Here is a 23,814-nt window from a genome sequence, read left to right as displayed (position 1 = left end):
AATACTGCGCTTTGATATAATTATGATAATCTTTTACGCAATTACTTTTAGATTGGAGATTAGTTTATGTTTAGCTACAAGATCAACGATGAATTAGAGTTAGCCGTGCCAAGACTGACCGACGGTGAAGCTCTGTATGACTTAATTGACAGAAACCGGGACAATTTATCCTACTACTTGCCTTGGGTTGACCACGTTCATGACATGCAAGCTGAGACTGACGCTATTAGACGTGGTTTAGTCAGGTTTGCTGAAGGCAAAGCCTTAGACCTGCACATTTGGTATCATGGCCGTTTAGCTGGTAAAGTCAGCTTGAATTCAATTGATGCTAGATATTCTGAGGCAGATATCGGCTACTTTTTAGGCAAAGAATTCCGCGGACGTGGGATTATGACGCTGGCTACCCGGGCAATTATTGATATCGCTTTTGAGGAATATGGCCTGCACAGAATTCAGCTGCAGTGCGCAGTAGACAATCAGCCAAGCAATAATGTGGCTAAACGGCTGGGGATGCGGTTTGAAGGCTGCCATAAGGGCCGGCTGATCCTTAGAGACGGCTATCACGACAGCAATGAGTACGCGGTGCTTGCTGAAGAATGGCCTGATTTGCAGGAAAAGTACTAAGCTACCCTTGCTTAGAGATCAAAGTTTTAGCGCTGTTTTCTTGTGTGTGTTAGTTTAAAACTGTAATTTTAATGACAGAAGTTCGAAATGCTCTTTTGGCTCAAGGATTTGCTTTTTGGCAAGTTTACTGAGTTTTTGAGCATTTTTTCTTTTTCTTTTCTGTTTTTGATTTCTTTTTTATCAAGCTACAGAAAATTTATCAAGCTACAGAAAAAATCTGCCGGTATTTGCAGCAGATTCACTAGCTAAGCCTTGTCAGATGGCTTTCGGCTGAACGACCAGATGATACTTGGCAGCCTCCTTCTTTTCGCCATCAAGATTCATTGCTACCGGCGTTGTAATTTTGCATTCTTTTACCTGCTTCACCACTACATCCTTGCAGCTATTCAGGTTCTTTCGCAGAATTTTATAGATATAATATGGCGCAAATAAGCGGTTCGCTTTTGGCAGGATAACCATGTCAATCAGACCGTCGTTAATCTTTGATTTGGGTGAAATTTGGAAGCCTCTGCCGTAAAAACGCCCATGCAAAAGGCACAAAGCGTGACATGGTCGTTAAAAAGCAGGCCATTTTGGCCCATGGCCTTCACTTTGGCAAACTTATAGCGGCTGATATTGCGCAGGATTGAAGCCACATATGCCTCGCTTTTAGGCGTTTTAACGTCATGTACCGTATTGGCAATCAAGGCGTCAAGTCCAAAGCAACCAACGTTGACGCAGTAGCGCTCAACATTGACTAAAATCGTGTCAATTGGAATCGCTGGCCGGTCTAAAGTCGCTTTGAGGATGCTTCAAGACTCATATGACGGTGAATCGCGTGGTAAAAGTCATTGCCCGTCCCAAATGGCAGGCAAACGACTTCGTGGTATGTATGCACGAGGTTTTGGATGACCTGGTTGAAAAAGCCATCTCTGCCAACTGAGTATAATCGGTTTTTTTCCGGGTAGTTATTAACGATTTCCATTACGTGGTCCTTGTACTCACTAAAGTAGATCTCGTAGTCTCTCCCCTTCATCACCCTAGCAATATTTTTGACTAAGGAATCACTTTTGGACTGATCCGGACTTGGCTTGATTAGAAAAACGTGCTTCATGTATGATATCGACTTCCTTTTACAATTATTTAATGTAAGCACAATCTCGCCAGTTTGTACAGAAGGCGGCAAGATGCTGCCTCCCCTATTCCCTCCCCCGCTCGTTGGGGTGAGGTCTTTAGTTGTGCTACTAATTAGTAGCATAACTTTTGAGGAGATGCTATAATAGTGATACAAAAATCAAGGAGATATTGGAGCCTATGGAAGTCGCTGAAGCACTGGCAAAGCTAAAATTTCTGGTCAGTCATGATAGATTTAAATTGGTTGCAAGACGAGGCACAATGAAAGAGCCTGTTTCTCGCATGTTAGCAAAGACAATCATTGAGAAGTTATCGTCAGAAGACTTTGTAAAACATGAGCGAAATCGCAATAATTATACTCAATTTATTTGGGTATTTAAAACTGAGTATGATCAAACATACTATATTAAGTTTGTTTTTGCAGAAAATGGTCATCTTGTAGTCTTTATCAGCTTTCACCTTGATTCAAATTAGCAAAAGGAGATGTTTTCTATGTCATACGTAAAAGATTTTACGACAGTCTACACTATCGGAAACCGAAACTACGAGATTACTGCGCCAGCTCGCTTCGATGATGAAACAAATCAGCCAATTTACGATGCTGAACTTGATGAACGTGCAACTGAAATGGCAAGACAAGCGTATCGCGACGACATGGGTCTTCTCTCGCCAACAGATCTCAAAAAATATCGGGCTAAAGTTGGTCTTTCGCAACGTAATTTAGCAGAATTGACAGGACTTAGTCCAAACACTATTGCTCTGTACGAAGCTGGTGCATTTCCTACACCGGCAAACAATAAAATGTTAAAGTACTTGATCAATGACGATGAATTGTTGCGTCAATACATAATAGATGACACTAATAATTACTCAAATGATCTTGTTGCTAAGGTCAGAGCATATCTTCAGCAAGAAGATATTGTTGTTATTGACCAAAGCTTCCAACCAAAGTTCACTGCTGTACAACTGGCAAATTGGCTAAGAGTTGAAAATTATTTTGGCCGAGAATTAGATGAAAATTTTGAGCCATTGACGCAAATGAAGCTATTAAAGCTACTGTATTTTGCGTATGGACGCTATTTGGTGAAAACGCACAACAAATTATTTACGTCCCCAATAGTGCACTTAAAGTACGGCCCTGTAATTACAGAAGTACATAGCAAATTTAATGGTCTTACGGTATTAGATACTGGAAAGCCTAGTAAAGAAGCCTTTGATGATTACAATTTGGTTTCTCAAGATAGCGATATCTCTCATCTATTGAGATTAGTTAATGAAGCCTACATTAATTATAGTGCATCTGGATTAAGCCAAAAAACGCATCAACCAGGATCTCCATGGTCTTTAACTGACGACGGCCAGATTATCAAGGATCAATTGATTTTTGATACATTCAGTAATGGCTTAGAAGAGTAAACGCTTTTATAGATAACAAGAGCCCTACCAAAACTTTAGGTAGAGCTCTTGTTGCTTTATTTAATTCTTTGTTGAATAAGCACTAGCATACCGGCCAGCAATTCGACCTGAATTCCAGGCAAAGGCATTGCTTAAACCTTCAATTGTTGGATAAGATGAGTCATAAAGGCCCGATGCGTCATTTCCGACCGCATAAATACCGTCAATTACTTGTCTCGTCACATTTAGAGCTTCAAAATGCTCATTGACTAATGCCCCACCGACAGTCCCCAGGGTAGTTGAATTAGCACGAACTGCATAGAAAGGTCCCTCTTTGACTGGCAAAGTCATGAAATGGTCATCTTTGTAAAGGTCCAGGTCTTTGCCTTCTACCACCAGTTCATTGTATCGGTTAACAGTTGCAGTAAGATTTGCTGGATCAACCGCAATCTTTTCTGCTAAATCTTGAATGCTATCTGCCTTGAAGACAGCGCCTTGGCTGATACCCTCATTTAAATCTTGATCTAGTTGCGGATATGGACCAACTTGATAAGTCATTGGCTTTTTATCGAGCAAGCGGAAGGTTCTTTCAAATGAACTTGTCCAGTCCAAGGCTTGTTGACGGAGATAATCGACAGTTGCTTGGTCAAAAAGGAAGTAGTAGTACCCACCGATCTGGTAGACTGAATCACCCCATAAGGCGAAATCATATACTACGTCTTCATTAGTAAATCGCTTGCCTTCCCGGCTAACCCATAAGAGTGGGATGTTGGTCAAGTCAAAAAGACTTGCGTTGTGCCACTTTGGATCCGTCTTTGAGTAGACAGTTGCCGCATGGTTTTCAAAAATTCTCTTGTAATCGCTAACGCCGCCAGCTTCTTTTAGCATCTGCAGGCCATCACCGGTAGCTTTCCGTTCACCCATTGAGTACAGGTCATCTGGATCAATTGCTAAAGTACGCTTAATTTCGTCCTTATTGCCAACAAATCCCCCATCAGCCAAGATTACGGCTTTAGTTTCCAAGGTGATTTCTTCGCCTTTTCTGTTTGCTTTAACGGCAGTTACTTTCCCCTGTTCTTGAACAATTTTTTCGGCTGAAGTTTCGGTCATAAGGACTCCGCCGTTTTCTAAAAACTTGTTCATTACTCGCTTAAATCCGTTAAACTTATCGATAAATTGGTGATAGGTTCTGGGATGCTCCTGGTGGACTTCTTGAGTGTTGGTCACTAATTCAGTCTCCAAACCTGATTCAGCCATCCAATCGATTGTAGCTGCTGATTCTTCAAGAATGGCCTTAACCATTAACGCGTTAGATGAATGGTGAGTATAATTGATGATTTCCTCATAGGCATCTTTTAGGTTGTATTTCACTCCAGCTTCTTTTTGAGCCCTGCTTTCAACCGCAAATAGTCCTTGGGCACCAAACATCCCTGCACCGCCAAATTTGTCGCCTTTTTCCAATAGTGCTACTTTTGCTCCGCATTCTGATGCAGTTAATGCTGCACTGATGCCAGAAGCACCAGCTCCTACTACTACGATATCAAAGTTCATTTTGTTCTCCTTAAAATAGCTTAGTTACCTTAATCACTATATTTACAGCATAACACGATATGAGGATACCGCTTTCTTTGTTGAGATTATACTGTGTTAAGGTTAAACTTAATATCAAAAGGAAGTTAGCATGTACAATTATGAACTTGATACATTTCTAGCAGTTGCAGAAGCTGGAAGTTTTAGTAAAGCAGCAAAAAAATTATATATATCTACACCAGCTGTTGTTCAGCAAATGAATCTTTTGGAAAAGCGGTTAAATGTCCAGCTTTTTGTTAGGAATACCCATGGTGTAACACTTACTCCAGCAGGAATTGAATTTATTAAATGGAGCAGACAGATAATTTTTGATTGCCAACAGGCGGAGAAGACATTAGGAAAATATCAGCAAAAAATTGTTTTTGCATCTGGATATTTAAATGGGCAAACTTTAAGTAGTCACCTAATTCCACAATTTCAAAAGAACCATCCTAAAGCACAAATATCTTTTATAGAGATAAATGATTATCAGCAAATACCTGCTGAAGTAGACATTTTAGAAATGGCTTATGCGAAAGAGCCGCTGAGTGAACACGAATTTTCTTTCATATCCATTGCGCCATCGCCTCTTCGAGTAGCTTTGCCAGCAAGTCATCCCTTAGCCAAGAAAAAGCAACTGTCTTTGCAAGACTTGGCAGCACAGGATTTAGAAATCGTGGCTCCATCTATTGCAGGCTTTGAGGATGCGATGTTAAGCAAACTTCTAAATGTTCGCCCGGCAGTTAAACTGCACTATTATAGCGTGTTTAACAAAGCAGTGGTCAATCAAGCACAGCTGATAAAGCATCTGTTACTAATTCCAGAGGCTTATTCAGAATTGTGCCATCCATATATTGTTAAGCCGGTCTCTTGGTCCTTTACAACCAGCTATGGCTTCTACTGTCGTAAACCAATTCCCAAATTAGTACAAGAATTTATTGATCTTGCCCAAAAAAGTTAGTAGATTCTTTCACCCTTGGCATATGCTTCTTTTACCTCAGCTAACGTCATCTTGTTTGGTCCACCATCGATATTTCATGAAACTGAAAGCGAAATAAGCACTCAGCCTTACTTCTCCATCACCGCTCTTAAAGGCGAAGAGACCATGTCCAGCGTTGGCTTTGCCTTGAATGGAACTGTTAAAGAAGTCGACCTTTCCTATCTGGACAAGATCTATGACCAGCATCTCGAAATGCTGGAGATCAACAAAACTGACTCTGAGCGCCGGAAACTGCTCCGGCCTTTTGAAATCACCCCAACTGACGGTTTCGTCTATGACTTGTGGCAAATGCCGATCTTCCAAAAAGCCTTCACCTTCTGATCCTATGGAAAAAGCGACCGAAACTGCATCATTTCCGACCGCTTTTTTTGCTATAAAAACTAGTCTTGCTTGGTCTCTTCTAAAACGATCCCCTGGTAAAGCTTAACAGTAACTAGGTAGTAAACCAGGTACAAGAGGAAGAAGGCCAAGAAAGGAATCCAAATACGGAAGTAGGGGTCTGGCAAGAGAAGCGTGAAGAACTTCAAGCCGAAGAGCACGTCCAGGCTGCCAAGTACCGCTGGTGCCACAAACAGAATGGCAATTTCTTTTCTGATCGCTGACTTCAAGACGCTGTTTCTAGCCCCAAGCTTGTAGAGCATCTTGTAGCGCAATTTATCACTGGCAGCGGCTGACAGGATCTTAAACATCAGAGTTGAAGCCAGCATCATCAAGAAGGACAAGCCGAGGAATAGGCCCATGAATTCAAAGCCTGAGCACATTGCCGCGATCTGCTGGTAAAGAACCGGCTTGGTAAATTCCAGGTAGCCGTAAGTCATGGAGTTCTTGCTGAAAAGCTGCATTTCTTGATCAATAAGTTTCAGCAGTTTCTTGTTGTTCTTGGCAAAATCCTCAACCTTGTAAAAAGCAATTACCTTGGTCGTCAGCTTCTTTTTGGCAAAAGCTGCATCTGACAAGGCTACAAAACCCTTGCTGGAATCTTCTGGGAAAAGTCTGGCGGCTTGAGCAGAATTTCTGATCGTGGCTGTAGTCTGCTTGCCAGTTAAGGTCTTGGAAGTAACCTTAACCGTGTGGTAGATCTGCCCTTCCTTATCAATCGCCTTCTTCTTGTCTGAAGATGCCGCATTATACATTTTGATCTTGAGCGGCGTCCGGTCAATTTCACTTTTATTGACATAGAGAACGCCTTTTTTCTCATCTGCCTTGTAGCTGTAAGTGACTTTCTCTTCTGTACCGATTTTTTCAACCTTGTCAGCCAGCTTCTTCTGCTTGCCAACCAAGACAAAGTCGTAGTACATAACATCAGTCATGGCATTCTTCAAGTTGTCAAAGTTAATGCCGACTGTAATAGCGCCAAGGGCCAGGGCCAGCATAATTGAGATGGCTGACAGGATTCTGGTGTAGCCATGCAGGCGGAACTTTAATTGTCCCAGAGTGTATGGCCGCATCCCCTTGTAGAGGAAGCCATGTCTTTTCCGTAAAAAGTCGATCACAGCCACAAAGAAGGCGTCAAAGATGAAAAAGCTGCCTAAAACGATAGTGACTAAAGCAATTGGAATTGCCTTCAGTTGCAAAGTAGACACATGCCACATTGCCCAGTAGCCGGTGGCCATTAAGGCAACACCAGCGATAGCCTGGATAGTCCGCAAGACTGGCCGGCTCTTCAGCTTGCTTGGCTTTTGGTCTTCTTTTAAGAGATTGATCAGAGTAGTCTTGGTCAGCCTAACCGCATTCCAGGAAGCGGCCAGGAAGAACAAGGCAACAAAGAAGAGTAAGGTCCAGAGAACCGCTGGCAGGTAGAGCGGGTTAAAGTGAGCCAGAGTCAGCCCCAGCTGCTTAACCATCAAAGCTGAAACCAGTTCAGTTAAGCCTACGCCTAAAACAATTCCGATCCCGGTTGCCAGAAGGCCGGTTACCAAGGTTTCAGCAAAGATCAGTTGGCCGATCTTGCTGCTTTTTGCCCCCAGCATCATATACATGCCATAATCCCGCTTTCTCATGCTCAAGAGGAAGCTGTTAGCATATGCCAGGTAAACCAGGGTTAAGATGGCCAAAAGGACGATCCCAAAGGAAAAAATAAACTTGGTCGATTGCATGGTCAGCTGGCCCGCTACGCTGGACTTCAGGAAAGACGGGTTAGCGGCCAGAGTCAAGAACATGTAGAAGATCATGCTGGCGGCGCTAAGGCCGGAAAACAGGACCAGGTAGTCTTTTAGCCGGCTTTTCAGCCCGGTCATTGACAGTTTAAAAATCATGTTAATCCCTTTCTTTACTCAACTAGTCGGCATTTTCGCTGAGCTGGCTGATCAGCTTCTTGTAAAAGTCCTGCCGCTTCATACCTCCGCGCTTGATCTCTTCATCAATCAAGCCGTCCCTAATAAAGAGGATCCGGTCAGCAAATGATGCTGAGAACGGGTCGTGAGTGACCATCAAGATTGAAACCTGGTCCTTCTCATTAAGCAGCTCCATCGTATCCAGCAAGGCTCTGGAAGACTTGGAGTCAAGCGCCCCAGTTGGCTCGTCCGCCATCAAGATTGCTGGTTCATGAACTAAAGCCCTGGCAGCAGCAACTCTTTGCTTCTGCCCACCGGAGATGGCTGCCGGGTATTTTTCCAAGACTTCGCTGATGTTGAGCTTGGCGGCGATCTTATCGACCTTAGAATCGATTTCTGAGCTTTTTACCCCTTGTAAAGACAAAGGCAGGGCAATGTTTTCTCTAGCGGTTAGGTTGTCCAAGAGGTTGAAGTCCTGGAAGATAAAGCCAATTTCTTTAGCCCGGAAGTCGGCCATCTGGTTCTTCTTCAGCTTGGCAATGTTTTTACCATTGATCGTAACCTCGCCGCTACTTGGCTTGTCCAAGGTCGACATGATGTTTAAAAGAGTAGTCTTACCAGACCCGGAAGTCCCCATGATAGCGACGAATTCGCCCTTGTCCACGCTAAGAGACACGCCCTTTAAGGCCTGGAACTGCTTCTCCCCTTTCTTACCGTAAGTCTTCGTAACGTTGTTGACAGTCATCACTTTTTCCATATTTACCCCCCTAAATCGTATCGGTGTATTACTGTTGTGATACACTAAATAATACTGAAGTCTTTTAGAATCGTCAATAGGAATTTTAGCGATTTATAAAAAAGTTGTAACAAAAAACAGGCGAAACTTTTCTTTGATAGAAAGCTTCGCCTGTTTCGGCATAAATGGCAGAGTTGTTTGGGTGCTTTACAAATCTTCACCCAGCGGAGTTGAAGCATATCTTACCAACAATTCCGGGGTTGCTTTGTAGTATGGAGTGCTCTTTTTCCAGCTTGGCAATTCCAGTCATTTCTTCGTCAGTCAGCTGCAAGTCAAAGATATTGAACTTGTCACGGATGTGGTCTGGCTTCTGTGAGTCAAGAGAGTAACTTTGTTAAAAACTTGTCATCATTATCTACCATGATTAACTCAACTCCTGTTTCAGCTTGAGAACCTTATCTTCGATTTCTTTAATCACCTGCATAAAGGCCTCATCATCCTGGCCCGTTGGATCCTCGAGTCCCCAGTCTACCCGCTTTTTAGCAGGCAAGTAAGGGCAGCGTACTCCGCATCCCATGGTGACTACGTAATCAACGTTTGGCAGGTCAGCGAGTGTCTTAGGCTTTTGACCATTTGCCAGCATATCGATGCCATAATGCTCTTTGATCAGCCGAACCGCGTTGGGATTGATCCGATCTTTTAAGTCCGTGCCGGCTGAATAGGATTCAAAGACATCTCCGGCCAACTTTTTGCCTAAGGCTTCTGCAATTTGACTGCGGCAGGAATTATGGGTGCAAATAAAAGCTACTTTTGCTTTGGTCATGATATTCTCCTGTTATTTCTTCTCAAGTTATTCACCTTTCCTAACTTAAACATCCAACTTGATCATATCCCTAAAATCCGTCAATAAAAAGGCTTTAAGCAAAAAAGCCGCATACAACCGTATGTGGTTCTCCATATCTAAAATTATGTTAAATTGTATTTAGATTTCATTTTGTTTCCGGGTTATTACTAAAACTGCCAGTGAATAGAAGACTATTCCAGTAAGCAACAGGACAACTACTGACACCCAAGCTGGGGCGGTATGGCCATCATAGACGAAGACAATCCCGAACATTTCCTTGATTTCTTTTAATACACTTGCCGGCTGCTTGGCAAAATTCTCCTTAATCGCTGCTTTCATCAACAATTGCCGGTAAAGTACTGCTGAGTGAGCACATGGGAAATACTTGACCAGCCATTGAACGTTGTCTGGCAGACTCCCAATTGGAATATATGCCCCGACCAAAAAGCCGATCAGAGTTCCGACAATCGAGCTGGCGGCAGAATAGGAGCTGTTGGTCTTCAAAAAAGAAATTATGAAGGAAGCAATCGCCGATGAAGCAAAGGCTGACAAGACAATTACACCAAATAACTTTAGTAAAGTCTCTATATCCAGTACTGCTCCGCCGGACAAGCCCAGGTAGATTTCCCCGAAAATTAAGGTAAAAATGGACATGATGATGCTGATGATGAAGCCGGTCACGATATAGCCGCCCGCGACCTGTCTTCTGCTGATCGGAGATGAGTAAAAGTCCTTAATCGCTTTATTCTCCCGGTCGCTGATCATTACCCCATATGCTCCTAAACTGGTCGTGATCGACGCCGAAGCCAGCATCCCCGCTAGCATCCAAGCCCGCATCAAACGATTGGGATGTGGCAGAAACTTTAATCCGCTGTTCACCGAGTCACCAATAAATAAGATATAGAGGGCAAAAATAATAATGACGCTCAGCATTGAGAAGAAAACCGAAGCTTTGTCTCTAAAGTAAATCTTGAGATTTCTTTTGACCATCGCGCTCATTCTCTTAGCCTCCTCCCTGTAATGTTCAAGAAGACGTCATCCATCGTTCCGTGCAGGACTTCAAAACTTTGCAGCCGGTCCCTAATTCCTTCTACGATATCGATGGCATCCATGGTATTCGTTAATTCAACTTCATAGTAGTCTGCTACCTTATCCCACTTGAGCGAAAGAGCAGTCAGCATGTTATCCAGATTATTTCCTGCCTTAGGATACAGCTTCAGCCGGTCATAGCTATAGCGCTCTTTCAAGCTGATCGGACTGCCTTCAGCGACAATCTTCCCGTGATCCAGTATTACCACATAGTCAGCCGCAGCAGCTTCTGCCATATAGTGCGTCGTCAAAAAGATGGTCATCCCCTGCTCTTTTTGCAAGCGCCGGATTGTCTCCCAGATGTGTTGCCTGGTTTGTGGATCAAGACCCGTCGTTGGTTCATCTAGGAAAAGGATTTTCGGCGTATTTAAGAGCGCTCTGGCGATATCCACCCGCCGCCTCTGTCCTCCGGACAATTTTCCGTATTGCTGCTTAAGCAGATCTTCAATCTCCGTATATTCGCTTGCCCGGGCAACAGCTGCTTTTACCTCTGCTTTGCTGTGATAGTAAAAGCCTGCACGAAGAGTTAAGTTCTCAAGTACTGTAAGCCGCTTATCCAGCAGTCCTTCTTGAAAAACAATTCCGATCTTCTGCTTGATCGCTTGGGCTTGAGACTTCATATCGATCCCGGCTAGCTTGATCTCGCCAGAATCGAACTTGGTCAAAGTTGATAGACAGTCGACCGTTGTTGACTTGCCGGCTCCATTTGGGCCAAGGAAGGCGAAAAGCTCGCCTTCACGAACAGTAAAGGAGATGTCATTGACAACTTTCAAGTTGCCATAGGACTTAGAAAGGTTCTTAACTTCAATAGCGTTATTCATTGCTTTACCACCGCTTTCTATTTATATTTCTGAGTCAATTTTACAGCTACTAGCATTTTCTTGGGTTAAATCTTGGTAAGATGCAAAAATACGCCGCTGAGTTGTAGCGAAAATGTTACGTACACATGGTAGAATGGTCGTAAAAGATCATTGTGAGGTAGCTATTATGAAAATACGACGTGCACAAGGCAAAGATATCCCTGCAATTTCAAAGTTACTGGGTGAGGTACTGGAAATCCATGCAGCTATTCGCCCAGACATTTTTATTCCAGGAACGACCAAGTATACTGCTGAGGAACTAACTGAAATTCTAAATGACAATCAAAAGCCAGTCTATGTGGCTGTTGATGAGAATGATGAAGTATTGGGTTACGCCTTTACCCAACTGCAAGAGCAGCCTTTCTCAACAAATATGGTTCAGTTTAAATCTTTGTTTATTGACGACCTATGCGTTGACAGCTCAGCCCGCTCACAAGGGGTTGGCAAGGCTTTACTCAATTTTGTCAAACAAGAAGCGAAAAGATTGGGCTGCTATGAGCTTACCCTCAATGTGTGGGCAGGAAATGATTCAGCAATTCGCTTTTATGAGAAAAATGGTTTAAAGACTAAAGAAACAACCATGGAATATATCTTGTAAGCTAAAAATCCCGATCTCACAACTGCTGAGACCGGGATTATTTTTTATCATTAAACTTTACATAAACTAAGTTATGTAGTTTTACTTTTATACAAAAGCAGCGTGCTGAGAGAGCGATTCTATCGCTCTCAAATATCCAAAGATGGTTAACTGCACGTTTAAATGCAACAGAATGCGATTTGGTAAATTCTTGCTTTTTACCCTAAGCGGAAAGATTTCAGATCTTCCTCCATGCTTTCGTCTTCTAGGCCAATGTAGCGCAAGGTGGTGGTTGGGCTGCTGTGGTTTAGCATCTTCTGTAGCTTATACAGGGCCCGGGGATCTGGATCACCTGCTGGTGTCGTCGCGCTCTTGATGTAGTGATAGCCAAAAGTCTTTCTCAAGGTGTGGGTACCAACAGTGTTGGGATCAATCTCGCACTGCCGGGCGGCCCGCTTCAAATCTTTATAGAATGACTTTCCTTCAATATGCCCCTCCCCTTTTCTAGAAGGAAAGAGCCAGTCACTTGGCTTCAGCTGCATCTGCTCAATATAATTTTCCAAGTCCCGGCTGATATTGCCAATGTAGGCATGCCGGTTCTTGTGGGTCTTGGTTTCAACTAGGTTATACCATTCCCCGTCCTCAATGTCTGAGACCTTGGCCTTGACAATGTCGGAGATCCGGAGACCCGTGTTGATCCCAAAGACGAAAATCATGGCATTCCGCAAGCCGTTCCTGTTTTGCCCAGTTACTGTTCCTGTCCCAAATTGCAGGGCCCGTTTCATGGCATTGATTTCCTTAGCAGTTTTCAGCGGCCGGATATTTCTGCTGCTCTCGGTTTTTTTGACTTTTCTGCCCATTTTGCTGTTAAAATCCTCCCCTCTTTGAATGCGTCTTTATTTATTCATTCTATCATAATGGTGCATTGAAGCGGGAAAATTGTCCAAAATTCCGTCCTAACTAATCAAGATTTGAATGCGTAAAAATGCTTATTTCTACGCATTAGGTAAAACGAAGATTTTTTGCTTAAACTGCTGAGAAAAGCTCTCATTTGCGCCCAAATTTATAGAGATGATTACTTGCCCTTTTTCCCGCAAATGAGGTCAAAAAGAAGTCAAGCAAACTTTAAACTAAAAAAGCAGCATCCCCTCACGCAAAAATCTGCAGGGATGCTACTTACTTGCTTCACAAATCCAGCTTGGCCGAATACTTGATGATCACCGATCCGTCATGACCTAAAACAGAACTGCTGAAGTCTTCCTGGTAAAAAGGCGGGACAACTTTTGCCGCGCTTTTCAAAAAATCTAGTGCCTGCAGCCCGTTTCTAGCAACTTCGTCATTCTTCATTTCCTGGTAAAAGCAGGCGTATTCCCCTGCCACTTTCTGGCTCCAAAGTTGATTGGATTTAAATTTAAAGAAACGCCATGTCTAAAGGGACTGACTTCCAGGTATTCTTCCAGACAAGTCTCAACCGTCATTTTTTTAAAACCGGTCTGTTTTAAATCACTGATTCTCTGGTCACTAGACTTGATCTTCTCCAGCTCAGCAATCTCTTTTGCAACAGCCTCCTGCTGCTTAACCAGATATTTTTGCCGGTCGGCCAAATCCTTTAAGGCAAAAAAGTACCCGACCTCCTGCAGACTGCTGCCCATTTTTTCCAGCAAGCGAATCGTTGCAACCTGGTCAACTTGTTCTAGGCGATAATAGCGGTAGCCATATCTTTGACGACCGCCGGCTTCAAAAGTCCTTTCGTCTTATATATGTAAAGTGCCTTCTTAGTGACAGAGCACATTTTGGCAAAATTACCGGTCTTGACCAATTCCTCGTCCATGCCAGTTTCGTCATTTTTCTTTGCAAAAATTCCTCAGCTCTTGACTGTTCCCTTAGGACATAGTTTACCCTAAAGGTATGCAATTTGAAAGTAGGTAAAATATAACAGAAGAATTGAAAAAGAAAGTCTGGTCCTACAGCCTCCCGATGATCAGCAAGCTTTTTGTCCAGCAGCTCTACAGCGTCATTGACATGGCCATCATTGGCCGCTACCTGGGAGCCAGAATCATCTGCGTCTTAGGGTCAACCATCTTCGTTATTAAAGAAATGAAACACTTGGAAGCAACAGAAAAAGCCGGTTAATACCGGCTTTTTGTCTGTAGTCATAACAGAGATATGTAAAATGGAAGTTTCACCGGGCCCGGTGGTCGTTCTCTGCTTTCTTGTAGAATTCCTCTTTGGATTTCCGCATGGCCTTGTCTGCTTAGTAGAGCAGGTCGCTGATGTTCACGTGGTCAGCTTTCTCTTGCTTGATCCCCAGCGATATATAGTAGCCTTGCTTTTTTCAGGTTCAAAAGCAATTGATCGCACTTTTCCTGGACCTGGTCTAACGGTTCGTCCAAGGCGATTTCTAAAAAATCATCTCCGCCGAAGCGGAAGGACATGTCTTGTCCGAACTTATTAGCCAATCACAGGCAAGAAGGCAAAAATCCAGGCGACGACAAAAGCTGGTAAAAAGTTGGCAACCCGGACTTTTTTATCCCAAAGCAGATTAACCCCAACGCAGAAAATCAAAACAGAGCCGACCAAGGAAATATTTGCTAAGGCAGCAGTGGTCATAACTGGCTTGATATAGTGAGCCAGTAAAGTTAAGCTTCCTTGCAAAAGGCCGACAGACACAAAGGAAAAGATGCAGCCCTTTCCTTTGGCACTGGTCATTACCATGATAATAACGAAGTCGAGAATCGCTTTAGCGATCAAGGTATCTGGCTTATGATAAATCCCATCATTGATTGAGCCAACAATCGCCATAGCACCAATGCACACAACCAGGGATGCATCGACAAAAGCCGTAGTGAAGGCTGGGTCTTTGCTGTTTCCAGTTTTGCGCTTGAGAAAGTGGCAAAAAGATTCAAAATAGGCCTCAATATTAAGCAGTTCTCCCACCAGGCCACCGATAGCCAAGGACAGGATCATCATCAAACTGGAGTTGCTGGTCAGATGACCAGCCTTGACCTGTAACATTTTTTCCATTGTACCGGCAATTCCTAAGAACATAGTCCCCAGTCCACAGGCAACCATTAATGTTTCTTGCACCCGGGCTTTTAGTAAGTGGCCAGAATTAAGGCCTAGTAAGCCACCACAGATGATGGCGGTGACATTGATTATAGTTCCGATTCCTGGCATGTGTTTCACCTCAGTCAAAAGTATAGCATAGGAGGCAGGATTTTTAATTTAAATATCATTTTAATAACACTTAATCGTTTAGAGTAGATATTTGAAGTAGGTTGGTTATAATCAAAGCACAATAAAGATACTTTGTTGACCTAGAATGTTCACATAGCTATAATCAAAGTGGATGTTTTAAATCTAATATATTAATATATGAATGGAGAGGAAAAATGAAAAAGAAGTTAATAACATTCTTAGTGAGCCTGGGTTTGGTTCTCAGCTTTGGATTGTTATCCAATTCAAGCAATGCAAACGCTGCAGCTTATGGTGCTAAATTATATACCACTCCAAAAGCTATACGAGGAACCTGGTACTTTGCAAAAGCTGGAAAAGTTGATACTCAAGATGTTCCAGCAAAATATCAGCACTTGTACAAAAAGATCAAGATTACTGCTCATACAATTACGTTTACCAAGCGTAAAAGAGCCGGGTTGTCTGGACGTTATACTTTTTACGAGAGCACTAAGAAAACATATAAGGAAATGTCATCGAAGAAAATGGCTGCAGCAGAAAAATATGCTACTAAACATAAATGGCTTAGTCCGAGACATGGAAGTAAAACGGGTTTTGATTTTTATGAATATTGGTTACATGGATATGAAAGTTCAAACAGCGGTGGCTTAAGCGTAAAAAAGGGTCGCTTAATGTTTTTAAATGTTTATTCAAAAGACTATTTTGTCAAAAAGAGATAATTCGTTGTGCTTCTCAAGCGAAGCATAGCGGAATCCACCAAGAACTAGCTTATGTCATTCGACATAGGCTAGTTTTACTTTCCCATTCCATTTTCAATTATGTACATCTTTTTGCTTTCTGAAAACTGAATGTTCGTGATTATCAACTAATGTGCTGCTTCTTTTGGTTTTCTTACCCATATCTTGTTAAAATGCATACAAAATATACACCTTTCTTAATGAAGATCAAGAAAACCACTTGCAAGCCTTGCATCTATCCTTTATACTATTGAAAAAACAGAAAGGAAGCAGCCAAAATGACCGCATTTATTAACGTTAATCCCAATATCTGCCCAGCTTCATTCGCTGTTTCTTTTCTATTTTTTCAAATTATTAATATTTCATCACTTAAGACATGTCACTCGTTGATATGTCTTTTTTTATAGGAGTCAAACAATCTATGAAAGCGCGTTTAATACTGGAAGATGGACACGTTTTTGAAGGCGAAAGCTTCGGCGCGGTCCATGATGTTATCAGCGAATTCGTCTTCAACACGGCGATGACTGGTTATGTGGAAGTCTTGACCGACCCGTCATATGCTGGCCAAAGCGTGGTCATGACCTATCCCCTAATCGGCAACTACGGCGTTCCCCTGGATGACCAGGAAGCCGCCCACCCCTTTGTCGAAGCCTTTGTAGTAAGCGAGCTTTCCCGGCTGGGATCCAATTTCCGCATGAACATGAGTCTGAACGACTACATGATTGAAAACAACATACCTGGCATCCAAGGCGTTGACACCCGGGCCATCACCCGGATTCTGCGCAAAGAAGGCTGCATGAACGGGATGATTACCACTAAAGATTACAAAGTCAGTGAAGTAATCGACCAGATCAAGGCCTTCAAGATCCAAGGCGTCGTTGAAAAATGCAGCTGCCTTGAACCCTACCATGTCGGTCAAGGTGACTACGAAGTTGCCCTCTACGACTTCGGTGCCAAGCGCAATATCGCCAGAGAATTAGCTAAAAGAGGATGCCATGTCACAGTCCTGCCGGCTGATACCCCTGCCCAATATGTAATAGACCACAACTTTGACGGGATCATGCTGTCAAACGGCCCTGGCGACCCAAGCGAATGCACGGAAATCATTGACCAGCTGAAGATCCTGGCTTCCTCCAGTATCCCGATCTTCGCCATCTGCCTGGGCCACCAGCTTTTGGCCTTAGCCCACGGCTTTGAGACGGAAAAAATGGTCTACGGCCACCACGGCAGCAACCACCCAGTCAAGGATCTGACCACTGGCCGGGTTTACATCTCCACGCAAAACCACAATTACGTGATCAAGGAAGACACAATTGATCCAAAGCAAGCCAAGGTTTGGTTCAAGAACGTCAACGACAAGACCATCGAAGGCCTGGAATACTTAAATGAAAACATCAAGTCCATCCAGTTCCACCCGGAAGCCTGCGGCGGACCGCATGACGCGGAATACCTCTTTGACAACTTTATTGAAATGATGGGAGAACATAAGAATGCCTAAGCGTGACGATATCAAAAAAGTTTTAGTGATTGGTTCCGGCCCGATCATCATCGGCCAAGCCGCTGAATTCGACTATGCCGGTACCCAGGCCTGCCGGGCCCTCAGAGAAGAAGGCATCGAAGTTGTCCTGATCAACTCCAATCCGGCCACGATCATGACTGACGGTGACATGGCTGACCACGTCTACATCGAACCTTTGACTGTCCCAGTCGTTAAGCAATTGATAGAAAAGGAAAAGCCGGACGCCCTCCTGCCAACCATGGGTGGGCAAAATGGCTTGAACATTGCCATGGCTTTAGCTGATGAAGGCTTTTTGGAAAAGCACCATGTCAAGACGATCGGTACTGACACCGACACGATCAAGATGGCTGAAGACCGGCTGGAATTCAAGAACTTGATGGGAAGAATCGGTGAACCGGTTGCCAAGTCAGTTGTCGTCAACTACGTTGAAGACGCCATCGCTTTTGCCAAAGAAATCGGCTACCCAGTAGTTGTCCGCCCGGCCTACACTTTGGGCGGTACTGGCGGCGGGATCGCCCACAACGAACAAGAACTGCATGAAATCTGTTCTAACGGCCTCCGCCTTTCCCGAGTTACTGAATGTTTGATTGAACAATCAATTGCCGGCTGGAAGGAAGTTGAATACGAAGTTATGCGCGATGGTGCTGGCAACTGCATCACCGTCTGCAACATGGAAAACATGGACCCGGTCGGCGTCCACACCGGTGACAGTATTGTGGTTGCACCATCTCAAACCTTGTCAGACAAGGACTACCAGATGCTCCGGTCTTCCGCCCTCAATATCATCACTGCCTTAAACATCAAGGGCGGCTGCAATGTTCAGTTTGCCCTTAACCCAGACTCCTTTGAATACTGCGTCATTGAAGTTAATCCTCGGGTTTCCCGGTCTTCTGCCCTGGCTTCAAAAGCAACCGGCTACCCTATCGCTAAGCTTGCGACCAAGATTGCCCTTGGCTATACCCTGGACGAAATCGTCAACGCCGTGACTGGCAAGACCTATGCTTCGTACGAACCGACTCTTGACTACATCGTCTGCAAGATTCCTAAGTGGCCTTTTGACAAGTTCTACGACGCTTCCCGCAAGCTGGGCACGCAGATGAAGGCGACCGGGGAAGTCATGGCCATCTGCAACAACTTTGAAGGTGCCTTCATGAAGGCACTCCGGTCTCTGGAACAAGACAGTTACTATCTTTATAATGAAGAAATTGCTCAGCTGTCAGCCGATGAACTCCGAAAAGACCTGCGCAAGATTGACGACAAGCGGGCCTTCAGAATCGCTGAAGCCTTGAGAAAGGGTGTCTCCATCCGGGAAATTCACGCCATCACCAAGATCGATGTCTGGTTTATCGACAAGATCAAGCACCTGGTTGAAATTGAAGACCGGCTGAAGAGCGAAGAATTGACCCCAGACCTTTTGAAACTGGCCAAGCACTGCGAATTCCCAGACCGGGTCATCGCCAGCTTGACTGGCAAAACGGCTGATGAAGTCTACTACCTCAGAAAGGGCTTGAAGATTACGGCTGCCTTCAAGACGGTTGACACCTGTGCGGCTGAGTTTGACGCGGAAACTCCATACTTCTACAGCGTCTATGGCGGTGAACATGAAATCCAGCCAGACCAGTCCAAGAAAAAAGTGATCGTCTTCGGCTCCGGCCCAATCAGAATCGGGCAAGGGATTGAATTTGACTACTGCTGCGTGCACAGCGTCTGGGCCTTGAAGGAAGCTGGCTACGAAACCATCATCGTTAACAACAATCCGGAAACTGCTTCAACCGACTTTGACATCGCCGACCGTCTTTACTTTGAACCTTTAACCGCTGAAGACGTCCAGAGCATCATTGAACTCGAGAAGCCAGACGGGGCTATCGTCCAATTCGGCGGACAAACCGCCATCAAGCTCTCCCAGGACTTGATGAAGATGGGCGTGCCAATCCTTGGCACTTCTGCCGACAGTGTTGACGCGGCTGAAGACCGGGAAAGATTCGACGAGATTTTGGAAAAGTGCCAGATCGACCGGCCGAAGGGGCAAAACGTCTTTACTGCTGAAGAAGCCTTAAAGGCCGCAAGCAACTTGGGTTACCCGGTTTTGGTTCGTCCTTCCTACGTTTTAGGCGGGGCCGGGATGGAAATTGCCTTAAACGACGGCGACCTCAAGCGCTTCATCGACCACATTACATCCCAGTTCAACATTGAAGATCACCCGATTTTGATCGACAAGTACCTGGCCGGCAAGGAATGTGAAGTTGACGCCATCTGCGATGACGAAGGCATCTTGATTCCTGGGATCATGGAACACGTAGAAAGAGCTGGTGTCCACTCTGGTGACTCTATCTCCATCTACCCGCCGCAAAAGATCTCCCAGGAGATGAAAGAACGGATCGTTGAATACTCCAAGCGCCTGGCCAAGGCCTTGAAGGTCAAGGGCTTGATGAACATCCAGTTTATCGTTTACGAAAATGAAGTTTACGTGATCGAAGTCAACCCCCGCTCCTCCAGAACCATCCCTTATATCTCCAAGGTAACCGGGATTCCCCTGGTTGATGTGGCCACCAACGTCATCATCGGCAAGTCCATCAAGGAACAAGGCTATGACTACGGCCTGGCTCCAGAAAAGAAGACAGTTGCCGTCAAGATGCCAGTCTTCTCCTTTGAAAAGATTACCGGGGCGGAAATTGCCTTGGGGCCGGAAATGAAGTCAACCGGTGAAGTTCTGGGGATTTCTGAAGACGTTGAAGAAGCCATGTACAAGGCATTTATGGGGACTGGGCTGGACCTGCCTAAGCACAAGAAGGTCATCTGCACGGTCAAGGATTCAGCTAAGGAAGAATTCCTGCCAATCGCCAAGGAATACCACGACTTCGGCTACGATCTTTACGCGACCCAAGGAACATACGACTTCCTGCAGAGTCATGGAATCCCTGCCCGCTTGGTCAACCGGATCAATGACAAGGAGAACACCATCTTTGACTTGATCTTGACGGAAACGGTCGACCTGGTTATCGACATCCCAACCAGAAACAACAACTTGAAGGACGGCTTCTTAATCCGCCGCTTTGCCGTAGAAGCCGGAGTGCCGATCTACACTTCCCTTGATACGGCGCGTGCCTTGATCCACGCCTTAGAAGCCAAGCACGACAACAAAATCTCCTTGGTCGACATCACCAAGCTGTAGAAACTGTATTCCTCACTACTCAATAGTTTAAACGTCAGCATTTGCTGGCGTTTTTCTTTGAAAAAGTTTCTAGATTTCCACTTGTAATAACTTAGCACATTAATCGTCGGGCCTACTGGGGGCGGCAAGACCACCCTGGTCAAGCTCTTGATGAGCTTTTATGAGTTAAACAGCGGGAAGTCACGATTGGCGGCCAGGACATCAGCAAGTGGAAGTCGGCGACCATGACAGTTTGATGGCAAAGAAGGGCTTTTACGCCGACCTTTACCAATCACAGTTTGAACATGGTGAAGAATAAGAAAAATGCAAATCATTTTAGATACATTAAGAGCCACCAAGCTCAAACTTGGTGGCTTTTACTATTTCACGCTTCTGGTCGCGATGAAAGTCGGGATATTCAATTCGTGCAGGTGGCCTTCGCCATTGGTATCTTCATAGAGATTGGTTAAAGTAAATCCCGCTTCTAGCTGGCCGCCGATCTGTTCATCCAGGGTATGAGAGAATTGGACACCAGAATCATCTTTTTCCAGCTGCAGCATCTGGTCAGGATTTTTCAGCGGATTAAAAGGCAAGGAGTTGACGACATACTTTTCTTCATCGCTATCAAACAGGTAGTTGATCCCGTTATCCAGGCCAAGCAAGAGGACTCCGCCTTTTTTCAAGACCCGGTAGCATTCTTTCCAGATCGGCTTGACTTTTTCAACGTAGCAGTTGGCAACTGGCTGAATGATCATGTCGAAGCTTTCGTCAACAAAAGGCAAAGGCTGGGTCATATCGGCTTTGACAATGTCGATATCGTAGCCTTCTCGCTCAGCAACCAGGCGCTCGCTTTCCAGCTGCTGGTCAGAATAGTCCAGGACTGTGCATTTTGCCCCCAGGGCAGTCAAGATCGGCATCTGCTGGCCACCCCCGCTGGCTAGGCCAAGAACCTTTTTTCCTTGTAAGTCACCAAACCAGCTGTGCGGGACATACTTAACCGGGGTTAACTTGATCTCCCACTTTCCTTTTTTAGCGGCTTGGAAGGTGTCGTGGTCAATCGCCTTGCCCCACTCCCAGCCTTCTTTGACCCAGCGGTCAATCGTTTCAGCGTTGATGTCTTGATAGTTCGTAATTGTTTTTCCTCCACGTAATTAATAGTTTTAGTTTAACACAGCGTTAAAATTCTTTCCGGAATTTATAACTTTGGCTTAACTTTTTTGCCATTTACCGTTGATTTTCTCAGTTTTAGGATTAAGATAGAAGACATGAAATCAAAACAACATTGCTTTGAAAAGGAAAAGTAGTTTTGGCGAGACCTGCAGAGAGCTTCTGGTTGGTGTGAAGAAGCGGTAAGCAGCTTAGGCGTCAAAGCAGTTGGCAAGTATAAACTGGTCGTAGAGCTTGAAAATCCAGGACCAACCTTCATCGACAAGATGGTTATGCCAGCCTTTTACCCGTAAAATACCCGCTTGGTCGAAAAATACTGTTAAAACTATTAAATTATTTTTAAGGAGGTCAAAATATGGCTCTAAAATATGCTAACAAAAAGAAATTATTACTTTATATACTCCTAGCCTTTGTTAGTGCCTGCGGAAATGTTGTTATTGCATATGTAACCAAAATTATGCTGAACAGTGCTCAATATCATCAAGGCAGCTTAGACCGATTAATTTCTGTTGCATTAATCGGTGCTGGCTTTTTAATTGTTATCATGTTTACCAATTTTGCCTATAGATACATCCGATTTGATATCATACATGACATTAATATTGAGTTAAAGAAAAAGAACATCACCTACTTGATATATCAACAAAGCGACTCTCAAAAAGATGGTCTTAATTTGATGACAAATGATCTTAAGCAGATTGAAACACTCAAGATTTCCAATGAGTTAATGATCATTTCTGAAACACTAGCCTTCATCACATCAATTGTAATTGGGTTGATAAACTCATAGAGTTTAACAATAATCTTTGTAATAGCAACTGTTATACCTGGTTTTATTCAGAGATTTTTCGTTAAGAATATTCAAAAGAAGTCGGCAATTTGGGAAGAAAGCAATGCCAATTATACTCAGGCGGTATCTGATGCTATTAACGGCTCTAAAACGGCTATGCTCTACGATGTTCAGATTCCAATCGTTTCTTACGTTGTAAAACAAACAACTAAGATGGAAAATTCTTTGAGAAGTTTGAATTTCACTCAAGGAGCTATCTCAACCATCATTATCACCGTGGCTGACATTTTCAGCTTCATTCTTCCATTTTTGGTTGGTGCCATTTTGATGTTTAATGGTCAAATTGGTGCTGGTACCTTGGTCATGATTGTTCAACTATCCAACGACTTTATTAATCCTGTAACCATGATTTTGGACCAGATCAATCAAATTAGATCTACTAAACCAATGTGGGATAAAGTTGACAGGTCGTTGAACTTTACACCTAATATTGAAGCTTCGACTAGTCTATCTTTTTCACACTTATCATTGGATAAGGTTTCCTATAAAAGAAATGATAAAACTATCTTTAATGATGTGAGTTTCAGCCTTAATTCAGGAGAAAAGGTTCTACTCACTGCCCCCAGTGGATGGGGTAAATCTACCTTGCTGCGTTCACTAATCGGGCAACTCTCCCCTACTAGTGGGAAAATCTTCATTAATGATGAGAATATTAGTGGAGATTGGAATAAAGCTCATGACTATTTTGGATATATCAATCAGCGACCTTTCATTTTTGATCGCGACCTCGCATTTAATATTACTCTAGGTAAGAAATTTACTGATTCAGAATTACAAGAAGCGATTAAACAAGCTGGTTTATCTAAGTTAGTTGATGAAAAAGGATTAGACTATCCAGTTGGGCAAAATGGTGCTAACCTATCTGGAGGACAAATTCAAAGAGTTGAAATTGCTAGAGCATTATAGGCTAAGCGTCCTGTTATTCTGGCAGATGAAGCTACGAGTTCTCTTGATGAAAAGTTATCCTCACAAATTCATGATGTTTTACTTACTTAAACTTCCCACTTGCAAAAGTGGGCTTGTACCTTGAAAATTCAATAGTTTAGCCAATAAAAAAGCACAAGCCCTTTGTTCGCTTGATATAATTTAGTCAACCACAACATCATCAATATCAA

Annotated in this window: 27 protein-coding genes and 1 pseudogene; 13 read left to right on the top strand and 15 right to left on the bottom strand. The window is 43.8% G+C overall.

All coding sequences use genetic code 11. The annotated features are described in order from the left end of the window. The first annotated feature begins 66 nt into the window (after positions 1-66). Positions 67-624, top strand: a complete 558-nt coding sequence (locus Q0J41_RS08160; protein WP_296228284.1) for a GNAT family protein — start codon at positions 67-69, stop codon at positions 622-624. 255 nt (positions 625-879) lie between these two features. Here Q0J41_RS08160 and Q0J41_RS08155 read toward each other — a convergent pair whose 3' ends face one another. From Q0J41_RS08155 to Q0J41_RS08145, 3 genes are all read right to left on the bottom strand, one after another. Next, a complete protein-coding gene (locus Q0J41_RS08155; protein WP_296228343.1) occupies positions 880-1,155 on the bottom strand; it encodes a hypothetical protein in 276 nt (91 codons plus the stop codon). Beyond that, the gene (locus Q0J41_RS08150; protein WP_296228348.1) at positions 1,089-1,259 is read right to left on the bottom strand and encodes a hypothetical protein; all 171 of its coding nucleotides are present in this window, start codon (positions 1,257-1,259) and stop codon (positions 1,089-1,091) included. The genes Q0J41_RS08155 and Q0J41_RS08150 overlap by 67 nt, the downstream gene beginning before the upstream one ends. Positions 1,260-1,393: 134 nt before the next feature. Further along, entirely contained in the window at positions 1,394-1,717 is a 324-nt protein-coding gene (locus tag Q0J41_RS08145) for a diacylglycerol kinase family protein (protein WP_296228282.1), read from the bottom strand. A gap of 200 nt (positions 1,718-1,917) precedes the next feature. Between Q0J41_RS08145 and Q0J41_RS08140 the strand changes: the two genes are divergently transcribed. Both Q0J41_RS08140 and Q0J41_RS08135 read left to right on the top strand, forming a co-directional pair. Next, positions 1,918-2,211 (top strand): type II toxin-antitoxin system MqsR family toxin, encoded by a 294-nt coding sequence (locus tag Q0J41_RS08140; RefSeq protein WP_296228280.1) that lies wholly within the window; start codon positions 1,918-1,920, stop codon positions 2,209-2,211. Between the two features lie 18 nt (positions 2,212-2,229). Then, entirely contained in the window at positions 2,230-3,153 is a 924-nt protein-coding gene (locus Q0J41_RS08135; RefSeq protein ID WP_296228278.1) for a type II toxin-antitoxin system antitoxin SocA domain-containing protein, read from the top strand. Positions 3,154-3,213: 60 nt separating this feature from the next. On the opposite strand, the gene Q0J41_RS08130 is transcribed toward Q0J41_RS08135, so the two are convergent. Next, positions 3,214-4,683, bottom strand: a complete 1,470-nt coding sequence (locus tag Q0J41_RS08130; protein WP_296228276.1) for an FAD-dependent oxidoreductase — start codon at positions 4,681-4,683, stop codon at positions 3,214-3,216. A 130-nt stretch (positions 4,684-4,813) separates the two neighbouring features. Between Q0J41_RS08130 and Q0J41_RS08125 the strand changes: the two genes are divergently transcribed. Both Q0J41_RS08125 and Q0J41_RS08120 read left to right on the top strand, forming a co-directional pair. After that, positions 4,814-5,662, top strand: coding sequence for a LysR family transcriptional regulator (locus tag Q0J41_RS08125; protein WP_296228274.1), 849 nt, complete (start codon positions 4,814-4,816; stop codon positions 5,660-5,662). Positions 5,663-5,677: 15 nt separating this feature from the next. Beyond that, entirely contained in the window at positions 5,678-6,022 is a 345-nt protein-coding gene (locus tag Q0J41_RS08120) for a hypothetical protein (protein ID WP_296228272.1), read from the top strand. 59 nt (positions 6,023-6,081) lie between these two features. Here Q0J41_RS08120 and Q0J41_RS08115 read toward each other — a convergent pair whose 3' ends face one another. The 5 genes from Q0J41_RS08115 to Q0J41_RS08095 form a co-directional block, all read right to left on the bottom strand. Continuing rightward, positions 6,082-7,956: an FtsX-like permease family protein gene (locus Q0J41_RS08115; protein ID WP_296228270.1), complete on the bottom strand. Its 1,875-nt coding sequence runs from the start codon at positions 7,954-7,956 to the stop codon at positions 6,082-6,084. 22 nt (positions 7,957-7,978) lie between these two features. Then, positions 7,979-8,731: an ABC transporter ATP-binding protein gene (locus tag Q0J41_RS08110; protein WP_296228267.1), complete on the bottom strand. Its 753-nt coding sequence runs from the start codon at positions 8,729-8,731 to the stop codon at positions 7,979-7,981. A gap of 403 nt (positions 8,732-9,134) precedes the next feature. Beyond that, entirely contained in the window at positions 9,135-9,533 is a 399-nt protein-coding gene (locus Q0J41_RS08105; RefSeq protein WP_296228265.1) for an arsenate reductase ArsC, read from the bottom strand. A gap of 159 nt (positions 9,534-9,692) precedes the next feature. Beyond that, complete coding sequence (locus Q0J41_RS08100; protein ID WP_296228263.1) at positions 9,693-10,553, bottom strand: ABC transporter permease; 861 nt, start codon at positions 10,551-10,553, stop codon at positions 9,693-9,695. Further along, positions 10,550-11,464, bottom strand: coding sequence for an ABC transporter ATP-binding protein (locus tag Q0J41_RS08095; RefSeq protein WP_296228260.1), 915 nt, complete (start codon positions 11,462-11,464; stop codon positions 10,550-10,552). The genes Q0J41_RS08100 and Q0J41_RS08095 overlap by 4 nt, the downstream gene beginning before the upstream one ends. 112 nt (positions 11,465-11,576) lie before the next feature. On the opposite strand from Q0J41_RS08095, the gene Q0J41_RS08090 reads away from it, so the two are divergent. After that, a complete protein-coding gene (locus tag Q0J41_RS08090; protein WP_296228257.1) occupies positions 11,577-12,101 on the top strand; it encodes a GNAT family N-acetyltransferase in 525 nt (174 codons plus the stop codon). Between the two features lie 197 nt (positions 12,102-12,298). Here Q0J41_RS08090 and Q0J41_RS08085 read toward each other — a convergent pair whose 3' ends face one another. From Q0J41_RS08085 to Q0J41_RS08070, 4 genes are all read right to left on the bottom strand, one after another. Beyond that, positions 12,299-12,940: a tyrosine-type recombinase/integrase gene (locus tag Q0J41_RS08085; RefSeq protein WP_296228255.1), complete on the bottom strand. Its 642-nt coding sequence runs from the start codon at positions 12,938-12,940 to the stop codon at positions 12,299-12,301. Positions 12,941-13,265: 325 nt separating this feature from the next. Beyond that, positions 13,266-13,427, bottom strand: coding sequence for a hypothetical protein (locus Q0J41_RS08080; protein WP_296228253.1), 162 nt, complete (start codon positions 13,425-13,427; stop codon positions 13,266-13,268). Beyond that, a complete protein-coding gene (locus Q0J41_RS08075; protein WP_296228251.1) occupies positions 13,424-13,744 on the bottom strand; it encodes a hypothetical protein in 321 nt (106 codons plus the stop codon). Before Q0J41_RS08075 ends, Q0J41_RS08080 begins: the two co-directional genes overlap by 4 nt. 29 nt (positions 13,745-13,773) lie before the next feature. Beyond that, positions 13,774-13,911 (bottom strand): hypothetical protein, encoded by a 138-nt coding sequence (locus tag Q0J41_RS08070; protein WP_296228249.1) that lies wholly within the window; start codon positions 13,909-13,911, stop codon positions 13,774-13,776. Positions 13,912-14,024: 113 nt separating this feature from the next. On the opposite strand from Q0J41_RS08070, the gene Q0J41_RS08065 reads away from it, so the two are divergent. Next, on the top strand, positions 14,025-14,213 hold the full coding sequence (locus tag Q0J41_RS08065; RefSeq protein WP_296228247.1) for a hypothetical protein: 189 nt from the start codon (positions 14,025-14,027) through the stop codon (positions 14,211-14,213). A 318-nt stretch (positions 14,214-14,531) separates the two neighbouring features. On the opposite strand, the gene Q0J41_RS08060 is transcribed toward Q0J41_RS08065, so the two are convergent. Then, a complete protein-coding gene (locus Q0J41_RS08060) occupies positions 14,532-15,257 on the bottom strand; it encodes a DUF554 domain-containing protein (RefSeq protein ID WP_296228244.1) in 726 nt (241 codons plus the stop codon). A gap of 215 nt (positions 15,258-15,472) precedes the next feature. Between Q0J41_RS08060 and Q0J41_RS08055 the strand changes: the two genes are divergently transcribed. The 4 genes and pseudogenes from Q0J41_RS08055 to Q0J41_RS08580 form a co-directional block, all read left to right on the top strand. After that, the gene (locus Q0J41_RS08055; protein ID WP_296228242.1) at positions 15,473-15,994 is read left to right on the top strand and encodes a hypothetical protein; all 522 of its coding nucleotides are present in this window, start codon (positions 15,473-15,475) and stop codon (positions 15,992-15,994) included. Between the two features lie 439 nt (positions 15,995-16,433). After that, on the top strand, positions 16,434-17,510 hold the full coding sequence (locus Q0J41_RS08050) for a carbamoyl phosphate synthase small subunit (protein ID WP_296228240.1): 1,077 nt from the start codon (positions 16,434-16,436) through the stop codon (positions 17,508-17,510). After that, positions 17,503-20,703 carry a carbamoyl-phosphate synthase large subunit gene (carB, locus tag Q0J41_RS08045; protein WP_296228239.1) on the top strand — a complete coding sequence of 1,067 codons (3,201 nt, stop codon included), beginning with the start codon at positions 17,503-17,505 and terminating at the stop codon, positions 20,701-20,703. The genes Q0J41_RS08050 and carB overlap by 8 nt, the downstream gene beginning before the upstream one ends. 102 nt (positions 20,704-20,805) lie before the next feature. Next, positions 20,806-20,883, top strand: a pseudogene (locus tag Q0J41_RS08580) (hypothetical protein); the annotation flags it as partial. 179 nt (positions 20,884-21,062) lie between these two features. Here Q0J41_RS08580 and Q0J41_RS08040 read toward each other — a convergent pair. Continuing rightward, the gene (locus tag Q0J41_RS08040; RefSeq protein WP_366937251.1) at positions 21,063-21,815 is read right to left on the bottom strand and encodes a methyltransferase domain-containing protein; all 753 of its coding nucleotides are present in this window, start codon (positions 21,813-21,815) and stop codon (positions 21,063-21,065) included. Positions 21,816-22,204: 389 nt separating this feature from the next. On the opposite strand from Q0J41_RS08040, the gene Q0J41_RS08035 reads away from it, so the two are divergent. Together Q0J41_RS08035 and Q0J41_RS08030 are read left to right on the top strand one after the other, a co-directional pair. Beyond that, positions 22,205-22,639 (top strand): hypothetical protein, encoded by a 435-nt coding sequence (locus tag Q0J41_RS08035; RefSeq protein WP_296228237.1) that lies wholly within the window; start codon positions 22,205-22,207, stop codon positions 22,637-22,639. Between the two features lie 9 nt (positions 22,640-22,648). Further along, positions 22,649-23,605, top strand: coding sequence for an ABC transporter ATP-binding protein (locus Q0J41_RS08030; RefSeq protein WP_366937250.1), 957 nt, complete (start codon positions 22,649-22,651; stop codon positions 23,603-23,605). The last annotated feature ends 209 nt before the right edge of the window (positions 23,606-23,814 follow it).

Source organism: uncultured Lactobacillus sp. (assembly GCF_944327175.1).
Lineage (GTDB): Bacteria > Bacillota > Bacilli > Lactobacillales > Lactobacillaceae > Lactobacillus.
This window is presented reverse-complemented; position numbering and strand designations above follow the sequence as displayed.